This window comes from Actinomyces viscosus, assembly GCF_900637975.1.
In the GTDB taxonomy this organism is placed as follows: domain Bacteria; phylum Actinomycetota; class Actinomycetes; order Actinomycetales; family Actinomycetaceae; genus Actinomyces; species Actinomyces viscosus.
The window spans coordinates 532,408-549,044 of record NZ_LR134477.1 but is presented as its reverse complement, the minus strand read 5'-3'; the positions used below and the strand labels follow the sequence as shown (position 1 = coordinate 549,044).

Here is a 16,637-nt window from a genome sequence, read left to right as displayed (position 1 = left end):
CTCAGCGCCCGGAGAAGCGCTCCTTGAGCTTGCCCATGACGCTGGAGTCGCGCACGGGCTCGACGTCGTCCTCCCCGCGCAGACGGGCCAGCTCGGCCAGCAGCTCGCGCTGGCGCTCGTCCAGGCGCGTGGGGGTCTCCACCACGATGGACACGTGCAGGTCCCCACGGCCCTTGCGGCGCAGCCGCCCCACGCCCAGGCCGTCGAGCACGACCTCGTCGCCGGGCTGGCTGCCGGCCTTGACCGTGACGTTCTGCTCGCCGTCGAGGGTCTGCAGCGGGAAGACGGCACCCAGGGCGGCCGCGGTCATGGGGACGCGCAGCTCGGTGTAGAGGTCGTCGCCGTCACGCTCGAGGAACTCGTGCGGCTTCTCGTGGATCTCCAGGTAGAGGTCGCCGTTGGGGCCGCCGGCCGGGCCGGCCTCGCCGCGCCCGGACATGCGGATGCGGGTGCCGGTGGACACCCCGGCGGGGATGGAGACCTCCAGGTCCTGGCGCACACGGGTGCGCCCCTCACCGGAGCAGTCCTTGCAAGGGGTCACGATGACGGTGCCGTAGCCCTGGCAGCCGGGGCACGGAGAAGAGGTCATCACCTGTCCCAGCAGGGTGCGGGTCATGCGCTGGACGTTGCCGACGCCGTTGCACTGCGAGCAGGTGACCGGCTCGGTTCCCGGGGCGCAGCACGAGCCCTCGCAGGCGGTGCAGGCAACGTAGGTGTCGATCGGAATGGAGCGGGTCGCCCCGAAGGCGACGTCGGAGAGCTCCACGTCCACGGCCACGAGGGAGTCCTGGCCGCGCCGGGCCCGGGAGGCCGGTCCGCGGCTGGCCGCTCCCCCGCCGAAGAAGGACTGGAAGATGCCGCCCAGGTCGCCGAAGTCGGCGCCGGCGAACCCGCCGCCGAATCCTGCGCCCCCGCGCACCGCGTCCTCCCCGCCCAGGTCGTACATCTGGCGCTTGTCGGCGTCGGAGAGGACCTCGTAGGCGGTGGAGACCTCCTTGAACTCCTCCTCGTGGCCGGGACCGGCGACGTCGGGGTGCAGCTGGCGGGCCTTCTTGCGATAGGCCCTCTTGATCTCCTCGGAGGTGGCGTCACGGCTGACGCCCAGGACCTCGTAGTAGTTGCTCACTGCGTTCTTCCTTTACGGCTACGACTCATGCGGTGGTTGTCTGAAGATGTCTGGTGACCTGCTCGGCCGCATCACCCTGGGCGGGCCCGGACCGTCCGGCTCTCACGTCTCCGGCGGGGACAGGAACCTGGACAGGTAGCGGGCCACGGCCCGCACTGCGGTCATGGTGGCCGGGTAGTCCATGCGGGTGGGGCCGATGACCCCGAGGTGGGCGATGGCCTCGCCGGTCCCCGGTCCGTAGGTGGTGGTCACGACGGAGGCCTCGGCCAGGGCGTCGTCGTTGTTCTCCGAGCCGATGCTCACGCGCATCCGGTTCTCGCCGGTCGGGGCCTCGTCGGAGGTGAACAGGCGCAGCAGCACCACCTGCTCCTCGACGGCGTCCAGCAGGGGCCCCAGGGAGGAGAAGTCCGGGGTGGCCCGGGCGAGGTTCGCGGTTCCGGCGACGACGAGCCTCTCCTCGGCGTCGGGGCGCAGCGCGGCGACGAGCTCATCGGACACGGCCTCGAGCAGGATCCTCTCGTCGGTGGGCACCTGCTCGGCCAGGGAGGCCAGGATGGGGGCGACGTCGGCGGTGCGGCGGCCCACGAGGGCGCCGTTGAGGCGGGCGCGCAGCCGCTCCAGGACGAGGGGGTCGACGACGTCGGCGATGTCGAAGCCGTTGTCGCGACGCGCCCCTGAGCCGCCCCTGGACCTGAGGGTCACGGTGCGCTGGTCCACGCGGCCGGTGTCGGTGATGATGACCAGCAGGACCCGCTCGGGGCCCAGGGCGACGAGCTCGAGGTGCTGGAGGGCGGCGTACCTGAGGCTGGGGTACTCCACGACCGCGAGCTGGCCCGTCAGCTGGGCCAGGGCCCGCACAGTGCGGGCCACGACCTGCTCCAGGTCGACCGCCCCGGACAGGAGCGCGGTGATGGCGGCGCGCTCGGGGGCGGACAGGGGCTTGATGCGGGCGACCTCGTCCACGAAGAGCCGGTAGCCCTTCTGGGTGGGCACGCGCCCGGCGGAGGTGTGCGGCTGGTGGATGTAGCCCTCATCCTCCAGGGCCGCCATGTCGTTACGGATGGTCGCCGGGGACACGCCCAGGCGGTAGCGCTCCACGAGGGCCTTGGAGCCCACGGGCTCGCGGGTGCGCACGTAGTCGGTGACGATGGCGGACAGGACCTTGAGACGTCGGTCGTTGGCCATGGGTCCTCCTCCCCTCGTCACTGTCAGGACACGATCGATGTGGTGCCAGTGCGTACCGGCAAGCGATTAGCACTCACCCCACGTGAGTGCCATCCTACGCCGTGGCTCGGCGGGTCCAACGCCGCAGGACCGTGAGTTTCCCCTACCGTGCCGAGGGTGAACACGCCCGCCCCGTACCGCTCCCCCGTTCCCGGTTCGACCGCCGCCCGCCGCGCTGCGCTGAGAGCCCGCGCCGAGGCCGAGCAGAGGCAGCAGCCACAGGGCGAGCCGACCAAGGCGCGCTCCGGCGCTGCCCGGCGGCCGTCGGCGGGCGACCGCTACGGCGGGGACGTCCTGTCGGTCAACCCGCACCGGACGGGGCCCGGCGCCGTGCGCCCGGAGTCGGTGCACGTGCCGGTGACGCCGGGCCTGGTGGTCGAGGACCGGCAGACCGGTTTCGTCGGCGCCGCGGTGGCGGTGGAGAAGTCCGGTGGCCAGCACGTCGTGGTCCTGGAGGACCGCCGCGGAAAGCGGCGCGGCTTCGTCCTGGGGCCCGGCTTCTGGATCGAGGGCCGCCCGGTCATCCTGGACCCGCCCGTGGCGCGCAAGCACAGGCCCTCCGGTCCGGTGAGCGCATCCGGGCGCCGGCTGACGGCGTCGGGCTCCTACGCCGTCGAGGGCGAGCGGGCCAAGGTGGCACGCGCCTCGCGCATCTGGGTGGAGGGCAGGCACGACGCCGAGCTGGTGGAGAAGGTCTGGGGCGACGACCTGCGTCACGAGGGCGTCGTCGTCCTCATGCTCGACGGCGTCGACAACCTTGAGGAGGTCATGGCCGAGTTCGGTCCGGCGCCTGAGCGGCGGGCGGGGGTCCTCGTGGACCACCTGGTGGCCGGCTCCAAGGAGTCGCGGATCGCCCAGAGGGTGGCCGAGATGCCCGGCGGGGAGAACGTGCTGGTCCTGGGGCACCCGTACGTGGACGTGTGGCAGGCGGTCAAGCCGGCCCGGGTGGGGCTGGAGCGCTGGCCGGACATTCCGCGAGGCACCGACATCAAGCACGGGACCCTGGAGGCCCTGGGGTGGCCGCACACGGACCAGGCCGATATCGCCCGGGGCTGGCAGCGCATCCTGGCGACGGTGCGCTCCTACAAGGACCTTGAGCCGAGTCTGCTGGGCCGCATGGAGGAGCTCATCGACTTCGTCACCGCACCCGGTACGCGCTGAGCCGGCCGGTTCAGCCCTCGTTCTCAGAGCTCTCGGACTGGTCGGCCAGGGCCAGGCGACGCGACTGGGACAGCAGACGGGCATCGAGCCCCAGGAGCACCACGGTCAGCACCCCGCCCAGGACCTTCCACAGAGTGCCCGGGGCGATGAAGAGCAGGACCATGGCGGCGATGACCGGGACCAGGTGCTTCATGGTGCGACCCACGTAGCCGCCGAAGCTGGGCATCTCGACGCCGTCGGACTCGGCCACGGACTTGACCATGAAGTTCGGCCCGTTGCCGATGTAGGTGATGGCGCCGCACAGGACGGCCCCCAGCGAGATGGACACGAGGTAGATCTCGGGGACCCCGGCCACGGTGGCTCCGCCGGGGTGGGTGACCTGCCCCGCCATCTCGAAGAAGGTGGCGTAGGTGGGGGCGTTGTCCAGGACGGAGGAGAGTCCGCCGGTGAAGACGAAGAAGGTGACCTCGTTGAGCGGCAACGAGCCGGCGACCTCGTCGAGGTAGTGCAGGGCCGGGATCATGGTGAGGAAGATGCCGACGAACAGGATCGCGACCTCGGCGATGGGGTCCCAGCTGAACTGGTTGTCCTTGAAGCGGACCTCCCGGCTGCCCAGGAAGTAGGAGCCGGCCGCGGCCGCGAGCATGATGAGCTCGCGCACGGGGATCCAGTCCCCCAGGGCGGCCTGCCCATGCTCGATAGCCTCGACGTCGACGGAGGGGGCGACGGCGACGGCGGCGATGATGACGGCGAAGAAGACGAAGTTGAGTGAGCCCTTGAGGCCGAGGGGCTCGATCTCGGTGTCGTCGTCGTGCACGGACTTGGCGGGCTCCTGGGAGTAGTAGTAGGAGTCCAGGGCGTAGTAGCTCACCAGCAGCATGAGGTTGACGAAGAGGTACTCGCGCAGGAGGTTGAAGGTCCAGGTGAAGGGCACGCCGCGCAGGAAGCCCAGGAACAGGGGCGGGTCGCCCAGGGGCGTGAGCAGGCCGCCGCAGTTGGCCACGATGAAGATCGTGTAGAGCACCGTGTGCACGCGGTAGCGGCGCTCCTTGTTGGTGGCCAGCAGGGGCCGGATGAGGAGCATGGCGGCGCCGGTGGTGCCGACGAAGGAGGCCATGACTCCGCCGATCGCCAGGAAGATCGTGTTGTTGCGGGGAGTGGCGCGGATGTCGCCCTTGAGGAAGATACCGCCGGAGACGACGAACAGGGACAGCAGGAGGCTGATGAACTGGAGGTACTCGACCACGGAGGCGAAGACGACCTGCCAGCCGCCGACGGCCCACATCCAGGCGGCCACGGGCACGCCCAGGCTCACGGAGACGAGCAGCTGGCTGGAGTGCTTCTCCCACCAGTGCGCCGTGGCCGGGATCAGCGGCAGGACGGCGATACAGGCGAGCATGCCCGCGAAGGGCAGGACGGACCACCACTCAAGATGCACGGCGACTTCCTTACAGAATCGGGGCTGATAACGTCACCATACCGCCCTATACGGCCGCTCCCCCGATGAGGCGCTGTGGTCTCTGGTGCTGAGACGTGCCGGCGGAGCCGACGACGTAGCCGAGTGCAGCAGGGCCTCTTGCCGCTCAGATCCACCCGGCCAGCACGTTTCTTGCCTGTTCAGCCAGGGTGGCGATGGCACCGTCGGAGTCGTTTCCCCAGGGGACGTAATGGAAGACGCCGCCTCCGGCAGTGGTGAAGGTCTCGCGGTTGAGCTGGTTGATCTCCTCGAGGGTCTCCAGGCAGTCGGAGAAGAAGCCGGGGCAGATGACGTCGAGGCGCGGGCAGCCGGCACGTCCCAGCTCGCCGACCGTGTCGATGGTGGCGGGCCCGATCCAGGCAGCGGGCCCGAAGACGGACTGGAAGGTGAGTCGGGCGAGCCCGTCGGGCAGGTCGAGCCTGCGTGAGAGGAGCTCGACGGTGCGCTCGCACTCGGCGCGGTAGGGGTCTCCGGCGTCGTGCATGGCCTGGGGGATGGAGTGGAAGGACAGCAGGAGACGCCCACCGGCGGCCGGGTCGGGGCGCCCGTAGGCCTGCCAGTGCCGTTCCAGGGCGGTGGCGAGGGCCTCGATGTAGGCCGGGGCCGCCTCGAAGGAGCGGATGGTACGCAGCTCGGGCTGGTTGCGGGAGCCCAGGATGAAGCGGGCGGCCTCGTCGACGACGGTGCCGGCCGAGGAGGCGGCATACTGCGGGTAGAGCGGGATGAGGGCGATGCGGCGGCAGCCTGCCTCCATGAGCTCGCCCATGACGTGCCGCAGGGACGGCCGGCCGTAGCGCATGGCGATGCGGACCTGGACCGCCTCGCCCAGCTCACGCTGAAGAAGCTCGCACTGGCGCTCGCTGTAGTGCATGAGCGGGGAGCCGGAACGGCTGGTCTCCTGGCCGGGGCGCCAGACGGTGGCGTACTTGGCAGCCGATGCGCGCGGACGCACCCGCAGGATGATGCCTTCCAGGACGGGGCGCCACAGGAGGGGGTGCATCTCGATGACACGCCGGTCGGAGAGGAACTCCCGCAGGAAGGAGCGGACTGCCTTGGGGGTCGGTTCGGCCGGGGTGCCGAGGTTGGCCAGGATGAGGGCGGGGCGCTCGTCCGCTTCGCGCGGGTCGGGGGCGGCGGGGCTCGGGGGCACGGAAGTCCTTGTGGCGGGCAGGATGGTTCTCGGGGATGACGTCGTCGATCGACGTCGGGCCTCACTCTAGCCGAGCCGGAGAGCGCTTCAGTCCACGATGAGCCTGCGCCCCGCAGGCCGAGGCGTGCGGGGCGCAGAGCAGGACAGCGGCGAAATCAGCGGACGACGTCGTAGCCCTGGATGCGTACATAGGAGTAGGCGGTCATGAGCACCACCAGTGGGATCGTCACAAGCCAGCCGACCAGCAAGATCGCACCAAGGATGTAGAGGCCGACACCGGCCAGCGCGAAGGGGAAGAGCTCACCGACGTGGCTGGACAGAGTCCTCCAAGATGCTTTCATGCCCTCGATGCCGTCCACACCCTTGTCCACGGTGAAGTAGACGGAGTAGTAGAGAAGGAAGACCACAATGATGCCGGGGACAACACACAGGACTACGCCGACAATTGTGGCAATCGTAGACAGAAATCCCGCCAGAAGGCCCGCCCCCAAGTTCGGGAACGCGAAGAGGTCGCTCCACTCCAGAGGGCGACCGGTGGCAACCTTGAGCGACATATTGGCGATCACGATAGGAGCGAACAGTCCAACAACAAAGGATAAGAAACCTCCGAGACCGAAGGGAATCCCAAGTCCGAACCCATACTCTTGATTGTTGATAGTGACGTGAAAATCTGCACCGATGCCGGACAAGATCGTCCATAGTCCGATGCCGACGATGAGAATGAGCGCGTTCTCCTTGAACTTGGACCAGGCCCAGGACAGGCCATCACCAACGCTCATCGGCACACCGCCCATAACCCCTCCGGAATATGGGGGTACACCTCCTCCGGCACCCATGGCGGCCTGGGGTCCGTATCCGGGAGCCGCGCCGGGCTGAGAACCATAGCCGGGAGCCGCTCCCGCCTGAGAACCGTATCCGGGAGCCGCGCCGGGCTGAGAACCGTAACCGGGTTGCTGGTCACTGCCGGGCTGCGCCCCGTATCCGGCTCCGTACCCGGGTGGCGGACCGTATCCCGGAGCACCTCCCCCTTGAGGGCCATAGCCGGGCTGCGCCCCGTAGCCCGGAGCACCTCCCCCTTGAGGGCCATAGCCGGGCTGCGCCCCGTAGCCCGGAGCGCTCTGGGGGGCAGGGGGTCGGCAAAGTCGGTTTAGGTGGGGGTTTGGGTGAGTAGTCTGATGGCTCGTTTGGGTTGTCGTGACAGGGATCTGGTGGTGCTGGCGATGGAGGTGCCGGTGCCGTGGAAGAGTCGGATGAGGCTGATGGCCAGGTTACGCAGGGTGGCCATGACCTGTGGGCCGTTGCCGATGCGCAGCTGGTGGCGGTCCTCGTCGAAGACCACGTCCCTGACCCAGTGAAGTCGGTTCTCGATTCCCCAGCGCCCTTGGACCCAGGCCGCGACGACCTCGGGCTGGGCATCGGTCATAGGGAGGGAGCAGATCAGGTAGACCACCTCAACATGCTTCCTGCTCTTGATGGTCCTGGTGCGTCGGAGCTGGACCACCTGCGCAGCCCCGGGGAAGTCCACCCAGGCGGGAGCCTCAATCGCCTTGGCAGCGCGCCGCACCCGCCGACCGTGACCGGCATCGACGCTTGAGACGGACGGGACACTCTTCCAGGGCAGCGCCTTGAGCGTCCTGCGAAGGGTCTTCTGGTTGCCCTTGACCGTCAGCACGTAGTGACCACCACGCCGGGTGATCCACCGGGCTGTGCCTGTCTGGGTGTGCATCGCATCGGCGCTCACCACCACCCCTTCCAGGTCCAAGGGTTCGAGAAGCTCCCTGAGCGCGGGGATCTCGTTGGACTTGCCTGCCACCCGCTGCTGGGTCGGTACGGCGCCGGTGGCGTGGTCCAAGGCGGCCAGGAGGTGCGGCGCTGGGTCCTTGCTGGTGCGGGCGCCGCGCATGGTCTTGCCGTCCACGGCGATCACTGTGCGGCCGTTGATGGTGCCGGTACGCGTGCACAACCATGACCTCAGGTGGGCGTCAACGTCAGCGGGGTCCAGGTCCTGCAGGACTCGGCGGATGGTCGACTCTGAGGGCAGGGCCTGGCCCGCCGCTAGTCCCAGGGCCTCCAGGTCGGCGCCGGTCAGGTCGGTGGTGCGCTCCCATATCGCCGTCAGGCTGCGACAGCCGGCCAGCACCCCGGTCACGGCCAGGGACAGGACCGTAGACAGGTTATGACGCACGCCCCGACGGTCCCTGGGATCAGCCACGTTCCTGAGAACCTGGACCAGGGGCCGGCGCGACAAGGCGGTCGTGGTGGAAGATGACATCGGCGCGGGCTCCCAGGACGAAGGGATGACTAGACACCACTCATCGTCCCTGCGGGGCCCGCGCCCCCGTCCTAGCGACACACCACCCCCGTCAAAACGGCTCAGACACCCCCACCCACCAACTTTGCCGACCCCCTGCTCTGGGGGGTGTTGCCGGGCTGGGAACCGTCGCCTGAATAACCTGGGTACTGTGAATCAGTCATCCCGTTAAAATGCCACAGGTCCCTGAGACTGTCCTGGAAATATCGTCACGCGAGCAACCTGGGCGACCAGCACTTTAGCAGCCTCTCACTCCTCGAGCGCCAGGACGCAGGCCGATAGCGCCTCCTGCACCATTCGCAGCTGGGCCTCACTCAGTGGAGCGACCATGACTCGTTCGATCTCCAGTGTCACCTTCGACGCCTCCTTGAGCAGGTCCCGCCCCTCAGGGGTGAGTCGCAGCGGCAGGGCGCGCCCGCTGGGCGCCTGCTCCATGCGCTGAGCCAGCCCTCGATCCATGAGAGAGCGCAGGAGCGTGCTCATGGTCTGGCGAGTCACGAAGGCCTCCCTGGCGAGGTCGGAGGTCGAGGCCCCCGGCGCGCGACTGAGCAGCTCCAGACAAAGGTACTGCGGGGCACTCAGTCCCAGAGGGCGCAGCGCCTCATCCATGCGCGTTCGAAGCGCGGACTGAACATGCTTGAGCTGGTAGCCGAGGAGCTTCCGGGGGTCGTCTTGACTCATGACAGCATTCTGACATACTCTCGATATGTCAGAAATCTGACATACAACTATCGAGAGGAGCCCACCATGACCGTCACCGGTCCCGACTTCATCGCCCTGCAGGTGCGAGACCTCGAGCGTTCCGCGGAGTTCTACGAGAGCAGGCTGGGGCTGCGACGTGCTCCTGCCGCACCTCCTGGCGCCGTCCTGTTCACGACGACGCCGATCCCCTTCGCGGTTCGCGAGCCCCTGCCCGGCACCGATCTCTCCGCGACTCCTCGCCCCGGACTCGGAGTGGCGCTCTGGCTGCACTGCGACGCGGTCCAGGAGCTGCATGACTCCCTGAGCTCCGCGGGCGTCACGATCCTGAGCGCCCCGAGTCCCGGCCCCTTCGGACTGACCTTCACCTTCGCGGATCCTGACGGCTACGCCATCACCGTCCACGAGAAGGCGTCGTAACGACGTCACTCAGCACGAGAAGCACGAGGAAAGGTGCGCATCACGATGAAGTACTGGCTCGGTGTTGCCTCGAAGGATCATGTGGCTCGAGGAGTGGCTGAGGGGTTCTGTCAGCTGTGCCACGGCAAGAAGGCACCGCTGCAGCGCATGCGGCGAGGCGACTACATCCTTTACTACTCGCCGAAGCAGGAGTTCGCCTCCAAGCAACCATGCCAGGCGATGACCGCCTGCGGAGTGGTCGTGGGCGATGAGGTCTACCAGCACGAGATGTTCCCAGGCTTCATCCCGTACCGACGCGACATCGAGTGGCAGACGCCGGTGCGAGAGGTACCGCTCGACGTGCTGCGCACCCTTCCCGGATGGCACGAGGTGGCGCCGAAGCTGCGCTTTGGCCACGTGGAGCTGCCGCCTGAGCTGTTCCAGGCGATCCGGGAGTACATGCATCCGGGCGGCCAGTAGCAGGCGCGCCACCCGTCATGAGCCGGCCACCCAGGCTCACTGGGTCAGGGCGCGGGTGACGGTGTCGGCCATGAGGCGGCCTCGCAGGGTGAGTACCGCCCGGCCTCTCATGGCGGCGCCTGCGTCGAGGAGCCCGTCGGCCACGAGGCCGGCCACGGCGGGCACCAGGTGCGACGGCGCGGCCCCGGAGCCGTCGGCCGAGCCCGCTGACGGGCCTGCGAGGCCGGCCAGCTCGATGCCCTCGCGCAGGCGGATGCCCAGCATGATCCGTTCCAGCTCGCGGGAGTCGGCGTCGATGACCTCGTGCCCGGCCACGGGCAGGTGTCCGGTGGTGATCTGTCCGGCCCAGGCCACCGGGTGCTTGGTGTTCCACAGGCGCACGTCGCCCAGGTGGGAGTGGGCTCCGGGCCCGGCTCCCCACCAGTCCCAGTCGAGCCAGTAGGCCTGGTTGTGGCGGCACTCGGAGCCCGGGCGAGCCCAGTTGGAGATCTCGTACCACTCGTAGCCGGCCTGCCGCAGGGCGGCGTCGGCCATCTCGTACTTGGTGGCCTCGTCGTCGTCCTCGGGCATCGGCAGCTCGCCGCGGCTGACCTGGCCCCACATCCTGGTGCCCTCCTCAATGACCAGGGCGTAGGCGCTCACGTGGTCCGGGCCGATCCGCGTCACCGCGTCCAGGGACCGCTGCCAGTCCTCCAGGGACTCCCCCGGAGCACCGTAGATGAGGTCCAGGGAGGTGCTCAGTCCGGCCCGCCGCGCCCACTCGACGACGTGAGGCACCCGGGCGGGCTCGTGGGTGCGCTCCAGGACCTTCAGCACGTGGGGCACGGCCGACTGCATCCCGAAGGAGACCCGGGTGAAACCGCCCTGAGCCAGCGCCGCCAGGCCCGCCTCGTCCACGGAGTCGGGGTTGGCCTCGGTGGTCACCTCCGCGTCCGGCGCGAGACCGAAGCACTCGCGCACGAGGTCCAGCATGCTCACCAGGTCCGAGGCGGGCAGCATGGTCGGTGTTCCCCCGCCGATGAAGACGGTCTGCACCTGACGCACCGGCAGACCCGTGGCGTCCATGGCGCGGCGGGCGGCGCGCAGCTCGCCGGCGAGCGTGCCCACGAAGTCCTCGGCGGAGGCTCCCTGGCCCATGGTCAGGTTCGTGTAGGTGTTGAAGTCGCAGTAGCCGCAGCGCACCCGGCAGTAGGGCACGTGCAGGTACACCGAGAACGGGCGCGTGCTCTGATCCGGTGCGGGCGCGGCCACCTGCGGCGGCAGCTCCCCCGTTCCCGGCAGGGGCTCGCCCACTGGCTGGGCCGGGCTCATGCGGCGCCGCCGTAAGCGCCGGCCTGTTTCTCGCCCTGCCGGGCGCCGGCCGCAACGGCGCGCTCGGATGGGTCGGGCTCGCCCGTGCGGGCAGCGATCTGGGAGCACGCGGTCATCAGTACCAGGACGCCCACCACCATGGCGAACGGTGCGACCCAGCCACCACTGCGCTCATGGACCCAGCCCATGACGACAGGCCCGACGGCGGCCACGCAGTAGCCGGTCGTCTGGATGAGAGCGGTTGTCTGGCGGGTCTCGTTGACCGACTTCGAGCGGCGGATGACCAGGGTGAAGAGGGCGGCGAAGAAGGCGCCCTGCGCGATGCCCGAGAGCATGCAGGGCACCAGCCAGTGGGCGGGCGCGACGACCAGGCAGACCGGCAGCGTCAGCCAGCAGGCGCAGATGGCGCCGAGCACGCGGCCGGACGGCCACCCCAGCGTCTCGAACATGACCGGAACCAGCAGAGGCCCGACGATCCCCAGCAGGGAGAAGACGGAGGCGGCCGCACCCGCTGCGGCCTCGGTCATGGCGAGCTCGTCGGCCAGGGCGGTGGGCAGCCAGCTCGAGACCGCGTAGTAGGAGAAGGTCTGGGCGGCGAAGGCCACGGCCATCACCCAGGTCAGGGGGCGCCTCCAGACGGCGGGGCCGGTCGACGACGTCGGCCGGGCCAGGGAGTGCTCCGTCACCCAGGAGGTCATGCCCGACCGCTCGCGCAGACTCTGCCGGGGAGCCCGGCCGCCGGGAGGGAAGACCCATATCCACATGGCGCCGGCCAGCAGCACCGGGATCGCGGTCCAGGTGGCGGCTGAGCCCTGCCAACCGATGACGAGGGCCAGCGGCACGGCCAGGGCCGTGGCCGCGGTGACGATGACGTTGCAGGTGGAGGAGTACAGGCCGGTCATCAGCGCGGTGCGGTGCCAGAAGTCGCGGCCGATGACCATGGGCGCCACGAGGTTGCCCACCGTCAGCCCGGCCCCGATGATGACGGTTCCGGCGAAGGCCGCCCAGGTCGTGCCGGCCGAGCGCAGCAGCGCCCCTGCGAGCGCCATCCCCAGGGTGAGCAGGCCCGCGGTGTTGACGCCGACGCGGCGCACCACGAGCGAGGCCAGCGGGGTGAGCAGACCGAAGCACAGGATCGGTACGGAGGTCAGGGCCCCGCGGGTCACCTCCCCCATGCCCAGGTCCTGCCCCAGGCGCGTCAGCAGCGGCGGGATGACCCCCACCGGGGCCCGCAGCACTGCGCAGAAGCTCAGAAAGCCGACGACGATGAGCATGAGCCAGGCGCGGCGGGGCAGCCCGGCGGTGGCGTTCACGGTCGGTCCGCCGGGCGGAGCAGGCCGTCGCCGCGGCCCTCGCGCAGGCGCCAGGGGCGGGTCTCCAGGCGGTCCCAGGCCTGCCCCTCGGCCTCGAGGCGCTCCAGCATGGAGGCGCCCCGCTCAGGGATCCACGCCACCTCGGTGCGCACGGCGGTCAGGTCGCGGATCGTGCGTCCGGCGTCCAGTCCCCGCTGCTCGAACCGGGTCATGACCCGCCCCTCGTAGCGGGACGACCAGCCGCCGCGCACGCCGGCCGGGGACCCCGGGTCCAGGCCGTTGCCCAGGCTCCCCTCCTCAGCGGTCTCAGCCCCCAGGTCGGGGCGGGCTGCGGCGTCGTCGTGCCGGAAGTAGGGCAGGGTCGCGTCGGGCCGCAGTCCCGTGGGCAGGGCCGCCACCTCCTCGACGACGTCGCGCATCTGCCAGGCGTAGTCGGCCCAGTCGGTGGCCAGGCGCCACACCCCGCTGGGGCGCAGGACCCGCGCCACCGAGTCGGCGAAGGCGGCGGTCACCAGGCGGCGCTTGCGGTGACGGGGCTTGCGCCAGGGATCGGGGAAGAACACCCACACCTCGCTGGCGCAGGCCACCGGCAGGGCCGTGGCCAGCAACTGGGAGGCGTCGGCGGGAACGACGCGCACGTTGTGCAGTCCCTGCCGGTGGATCGAGGCCACCAGCCGGGCGATCGCCGTCTCCCAGACCTCCACCGCCAGGTAGTCCGCCCCCGGGTGGGCGGCCGCGTGGGCCAGCAGCGCCTCACCGCTGCCCGAGCCGACCTCGACGATGAGCGGCCGCACCTGGCCCACGTGCCCGAAGAGCCGGTCCGGCTCCAGGCGGAAGCTCGGGGAGACGGTGCGCACGGCGTCGGCCCGCGGAACGTTGACCACGTAGCGGGGGCCGAGCTCGGCCAGGGCCTCGGCCTGGACGGGGCGAAGCCTGCCGCCGGCGCGCGAGAAGGAGCGCACCCGCGAGTGGATGGCGTGGGAGCGGGGCGGATGGTGCTGAGCCATGCGGAGCCTTGAGTCCTTTACTTGCTTCTGCTTCTGCAGCTTCTCGATTTCCCGATGCCGTCTATCTGTTCGGGGCCGGCCGGCGCCGTCAGCCGACCTGCTCGTGGGCGGCGGCACGCACGTACTTCTTGGTGAAGGGCGCGATGACGCAGTTGCCGAAGATCTCGGAGTTGAGCAGCGCCTGGGCGTCGCGCGGGTCATGGTGGGCGAACCAGCGCCGGCAGGTGACCCGGTGCCCCGGGGAGGCGACCACGCGGACCTCGTCGCCGGCCTGCACCACTCCCTCGGCGAGGACCGCGAGATAGACGCCCACCCGGTTGCGCACGGAGAAGACCTCCACCCAGTCGGCCCGGCCCACGCCGCGGGCGAAGGTGGCGCACGGGTTGCGCACACCGGTCACCCTGACCCGCAGGCCCCCGGCGGACGGGTCCCCGATGGACAGGATCGCGCCGATCTCGACGTCGTCGATATCGCCCTCGATCAGGAGGTTCTCCCCCAACCGCCCCGGCTCGATGCCGCCGAGGACCTGCGACCAGTGGCGCTGCTCAGCGGCGCTCATGGCGTAAAGGGCCTTGTCAGTCCCGCCGTGGTGGATCCGGTCCCCGTGCTCGTCGGTGACGATCCCGGTGCGGGTGACCTCGACCGGGCCGTCGACGGCGCCCTTGTGGATCGCTGAAACGCCCGCCGGACCGGCGTCGAGCCGCAGCTTCCTGACGGTGCACACGGCGCTAACAGTTCCCACCGGGTCGCCGTCGTGGAACGGAGAGGGCTCGTCACTATGGCGGCCGTCGGCGCCGGCATGGGGCTCGCCCAGGACCCGGGCCAGCTCACGGGTGAGGTCCAGGCCGGCGCCGTCGTCGCTCAATGCGGCCTCGACCGTGCTCGCCCTGTTCCTACCCGTCGTTTCAGCCTTCCCTGTCATCTCAGCCATGTCCGCACCCAATCCTTCCGCGGTCCGCGGTGCCGTCCTCGCCTTGAGTCGTCCTGTGCCCGTACCTGCCCGCTGCTTACCGGTCCTGCTATCGCTACTTGCCCGGCTTGGCGCCGGTGGGCGTGTCCGCGCCGAGCGCGGCGATGAAGGCCTCCTGGGGGACCTCGACGCGACCGATGGCCTTCATGCGCTTCTTGCCCTCCTTCTGCTTCTCCAGCAGCTTGCGCTTACGGGTGATGTCACCGCCGTAGCACTTGGCGAGCATGTCCTTGCGCAGGGCCCGGATGGTCTCACGGGCGATCACCCGGGTGCCGATGGCCGCCTGCACGGGCACCTCGAACTGCTGGCGCGGGATAAGGTCCTTGAGGCGCTTGGTCATCATGACGCCGTAGGAGTAGGCCGAGTCGCGGTGGACGATGGCGCTGAAGGCGTCCACCTTGTCCCCGTTGAGCAGGATGTCGACCTTGACCAGGTCTGCGTCCTGGGAGCCGTCCATCTCGTAGTCCAGGGAGGCGTAGCCGCGGGTGCGTGACTTCAGGGCGTCGAAGAAGTCGAAGACGATCTCCGCCAGTGGCAGCACGTAGTGCATCTCCACACGGGACTCCGAGAGGTAGTCCATGCCCTGCATGGTGCCGCGGCGCGACTGGCACAGTTCCATGACCGTGCCCACGAACTCGCTCGGGGTCAGGATCGTGGCCCGCACGACCGGCTCGGAGACGGCAGCGACCTTGCCCTCGGGGAACTCGCTGGGGTTGGTGACCGTGTGCGTGGTGCGGTCCTCCATGGTCACCTCGTAGACCACCGAGGGCGCCGTGGAGATGATGTCCAGGTTGAACTCGCGCTCCAGGCGCTCGCGGATGATCTCCAGGTGCAGCAGGCCCAGGTAGCCGCAGCGGAAGCCGAAGCCCAGGGCCACCGAGGTCTCCGGCTCGTAGGTCAGGGCGGCGTCGTTGAGCTTGAGCTTGTCCAGGGCGTCGCGCAGGGCCGGGAAGTCCGAGCCGTCCACCGGGAACAGGCCGGAGAAGACCATGGGCTTGGGGTCCTGGTAGCCCGACAGCGGCTCGGCGGCCGGCGCCGCCGCGGAGGTGACGGTGTCACCGACCTTGGACTGGCGCACGTCCTTGACGCCGGTGATGAGGTAGCCGACCTCGCCGGCCCCCAGGCCGGCCGACGGCGTGGGCTCGGGACTGATGACACCGATCTCCAGCAGGTCGTGCACGGCCTCGGTGGAGAGCATCTCGATGCGCTCGCGGGGCTTGAGGGCGCCGTCGACGACGCGCACGTAGGTGACCACGCCGCGGTAGGTGTCGTAGACGGAGTCGAAGATCATGGCGCGTGCCGGGGCGTCGGGGTCGCCGTGCGGGGCCGGGACGGTCTCGACGATCCGGTCGAGGAGCTCGGGCACGCCCTGGCCGGTCTTGCCGGAGACCTTGAGGACATCGTCGACGTCGCAGCCGATGAGGGAGGCGATCTCCTCGGCGTGCCTCTCCGGCTCGGCGGCGGGCAGGTCGATCTTGTTGAGGACCGGGATGATGGTCAGGTCTCCCTCGATGGCCATGTAGAGGTTGGCCAGGGTCTGGGCCTGGATGCCCTGGGCGGCGTCGACCAGGAGGACCGCACCCTCGCAGGCGGCCAGGGAGCGGTTGACCTCGTAGGAGAAGTCGACGTGCCCGGGGGTGTCAATCATGTTGAGGGCGTAGGCGCGCGTGACGCCTTCGCCGTCCTCGATGGCCCAGGGCATGCGCACGGCCTGGGACTTGATGGTGATGCCGCGCTCGCGCTCGATGTCCATGCGGTCCAGGTACTGGGCGCGCATGTCTCGGGGCTGGACGACGCCGGTGGCCTGGAGCATGCGGTCGGCCAGGGTGGACTTGCCGTGGTCGATGTGCGCGATGATGCAGAAGTTGCGCAGCCGCGCCTGCTCCGTGGCGGCGGGCTGGACGCTGGTCATCTGCTCTGGTGTGGGGATCGGTGACACGGAGATCGGTTCCTGGCTCTTCCTCAGTATCCGGCATGGGTCTGGCCCAAGTGTCCCACGACGTCGGCCC

The 16,637-nt window shown here is 69.7% G+C and carries 15 protein-coding genes; 3 read left to right on the top strand and 12 right to left on the bottom strand.

The genetic code is table 11. The annotated features are described in order from the left end of the window. Position 1: 1 nt before the first annotated feature. Entirely contained in the window at positions 2–1,126 is a 1,125-nt protein-coding gene (gene dnaJ, locus EL340_RS02450; protein WP_126413263.1) for a molecular chaperone DnaJ, read from the bottom strand. A 102-nt stretch (positions 1,127–1,228) separates the two neighbouring features. Continuing rightward, positions 1,229–2,311: a heat-inducible transcriptional repressor HrcA gene (gene hrcA / locus EL340_RS02445; RefSeq protein WP_126413262.1), complete on the bottom strand. Its 1,083-nt coding sequence runs from the start codon at positions 2,309–2,311 to the stop codon at positions 1,229–1,231. Between the two features lie 147 nt (positions 2,312–2,458). Here hrcA and EL340_RS02440 point away from each other — a divergent pair, with 147 nt between their 5' ends. Then, entirely contained in the window at positions 2,459–3,511 is a 1,053-nt protein-coding gene (locus tag EL340_RS02440) for a DUF3097 domain-containing protein (protein WP_126413261.1), read from the top strand. A gap of 10 nt (positions 3,512–3,521) precedes the next feature. Here EL340_RS02440 and EL340_RS02435 read toward each other — a convergent pair whose 3' ends face one another. The 5 genes from EL340_RS02435 to EL340_RS02415 all read right to left on the bottom strand — a co-directional run bounded on the left by EL340_RS02435 (position 3,522) and on the right by EL340_RS02415 (position 9,130). Continuing rightward, on the bottom strand, positions 3,522–4,949 hold the full coding sequence (locus EL340_RS02435; protein WP_126413260.1) for a sodium:proton antiporter: 1,428 nt from the start codon (positions 4,947–4,949) through the stop codon (positions 3,522–3,524). Positions 4,950–5,094: 145 nt separating this feature from the next. After that, positions 5,095–6,138 (bottom strand): ferrochelatase, encoded by a 1,044-nt coding sequence (gene hemH / locus EL340_RS02430; protein ID WP_126413259.1) that lies wholly within the window; start codon positions 6,136–6,138, stop codon positions 5,095–5,097. Between the two features lie 155 nt (positions 6,139–6,293). Next, positions 6,294–6,917 carry a hypothetical protein gene (locus tag EL340_RS02425; RefSeq protein WP_232023189.1) on the bottom strand — a complete coding sequence of 208 codons (624 nt, stop codon included), beginning with the start codon at positions 6,915–6,917 and terminating at the stop codon, positions 6,294–6,296. Between the two features lie 368 nt (positions 6,918–7,285). Then, positions 7,286–8,410: an ISAs1 family transposase gene (locus EL340_RS02420; protein WP_126413142.1), complete on the bottom strand. Its 1,125-nt coding sequence runs from the start codon at positions 8,408–8,410 to the stop codon at positions 7,286–7,288. A 288-nt stretch (positions 8,411–8,698) separates the two neighbouring features. After that, positions 8,699–9,130 (bottom strand): MarR family winged helix-turn-helix transcriptional regulator, encoded by a 432-nt coding sequence (locus EL340_RS02415; protein ID WP_126413257.1) that lies wholly within the window; start codon positions 9,128–9,130, stop codon positions 8,699–8,701. A gap of 66 nt (positions 9,131–9,196) precedes the next feature. Between EL340_RS02415 and EL340_RS02410 the strand changes: the two genes are divergently transcribed. Both EL340_RS02410 and EL340_RS02405 read left to right on the top strand, forming a co-directional pair. Beyond that, positions 9,197–9,568 carry a VOC family protein gene (locus tag EL340_RS02410; protein ID WP_126413256.1) on the top strand — a complete coding sequence of 124 codons (372 nt, stop codon included), beginning with the start codon at positions 9,197–9,199 and terminating at the stop codon, positions 9,566–9,568. 33 nt (positions 9,569–9,601) lie between these two features. Further along, positions 9,602–10,027, top strand: a complete 426-nt coding sequence (locus EL340_RS02405) for an EVE domain-containing protein (RefSeq protein WP_232023188.1) — start codon at positions 9,602–9,604, stop codon at positions 10,025–10,027. Positions 10,028–10,063: 36 nt separating this feature from the next. Here EL340_RS02405 and hemW read toward each other — a convergent pair whose 3' ends face one another. From hemW to lepA, 5 genes are all read right to left on the bottom strand, one after another. After that, positions 10,064–11,338, bottom strand: a complete 1,275-nt coding sequence (gene hemW, locus EL340_RS02400; RefSeq protein ID WP_126413255.1) for a radical SAM family heme chaperone HemW — start codon at positions 11,336–11,338, stop codon at positions 10,064–10,066. Continuing rightward, positions 11,335–12,651 carry an MFS transporter gene (locus tag EL340_RS02395; RefSeq protein WP_126413254.1) on the bottom strand — a complete coding sequence of 439 codons (1,317 nt, stop codon included), beginning with the start codon at positions 12,649–12,651 and terminating at the stop codon, positions 11,335–11,337. The genes hemW and EL340_RS02395 overlap by 4 nt, the downstream gene beginning before the upstream one ends. Next, a complete protein-coding gene (gene trmB / locus EL340_RS02390; protein WP_126413253.1) occupies positions 12,648–13,658 on the bottom strand; it encodes a tRNA (guanosine(46)-N7)-methyltransferase TrmB in 1,011 nt (336 codons plus the stop codon). Before trmB ends, EL340_RS02395 begins: the two co-directional genes overlap by 4 nt. 88 nt (positions 13,659–13,746) lie before the next feature. Further along, positions 13,747–14,589, bottom strand: coding sequence for an MOSC domain-containing protein (locus EL340_RS02385; RefSeq protein WP_232023187.1), 843 nt, complete (start codon positions 14,587–14,589; stop codon positions 13,747–13,749). A 94-nt stretch (positions 14,590–14,683) separates the two neighbouring features. After that, positions 14,684–16,567 carry a translation elongation factor 4 gene (gene lepA / locus EL340_RS02380; RefSeq protein ID WP_126413252.1) on the bottom strand — a complete coding sequence of 628 codons (1,884 nt, stop codon included), beginning with the start codon at positions 16,565–16,567 and terminating at the stop codon, positions 14,684–14,686. Between the last annotated feature and the right edge of the window lie 70 nt (positions 16,568–16,637).

Coding starts and splice junctions, on each gene's coding strand:
- hrcA (WP_126413262.1), bottom strand. CDS start 2,311: ATGGCCAACGACCGACGTCTCAAGGTCCTGTCCGCCATCGTCACCGAC.
- EL340_RS02425 (WP_232023189.1), bottom strand. CDS start 6,917: ATGAGCGTTGGTGATGGCCTGTCCTGGGCCTGGTCCAAGTTCAAGGAG.
- EL340_RS02420 (WP_126413142.1), bottom strand. CDS start 8,410: ATGTCATCTTCCACCACGACCGCCTTGTCGCGCCGGCCCCTGGTCCAG.
- EL340_RS02415 (WP_126413257.1), bottom strand. CDS start 9,130: ATGAGTCAAGACGACCCCCGGAAGCTCCTCGGCTACCAGCTCAAGCAT.
- EL340_RS02410 (WP_126413256.1), top strand. CDS start 9,197: ATGACCGTCACCGGTCCCGACTTCATCGCCCTGCAGGTGCGAGACCTC.
- hemW (WP_126413255.1), bottom strand. CDS start 11,338: ATGAGCCCGGCCCAGCCAGTGGGCGAGCCCCTGCCGGGAACGGGGGAG.
- trmB (WP_126413253.1), bottom strand. CDS start 13,658: ATGGCTCAGCACCATCCGCCCCGCTCCCACGCCATCCACTCGCGGGTG.
- EL340_RS02385 (WP_232023187.1), bottom strand. CDS start 14,589: ATGGCTGAGATGACAGGGAAGGCTGAAACGACGGGTAGGAACAGGGCG.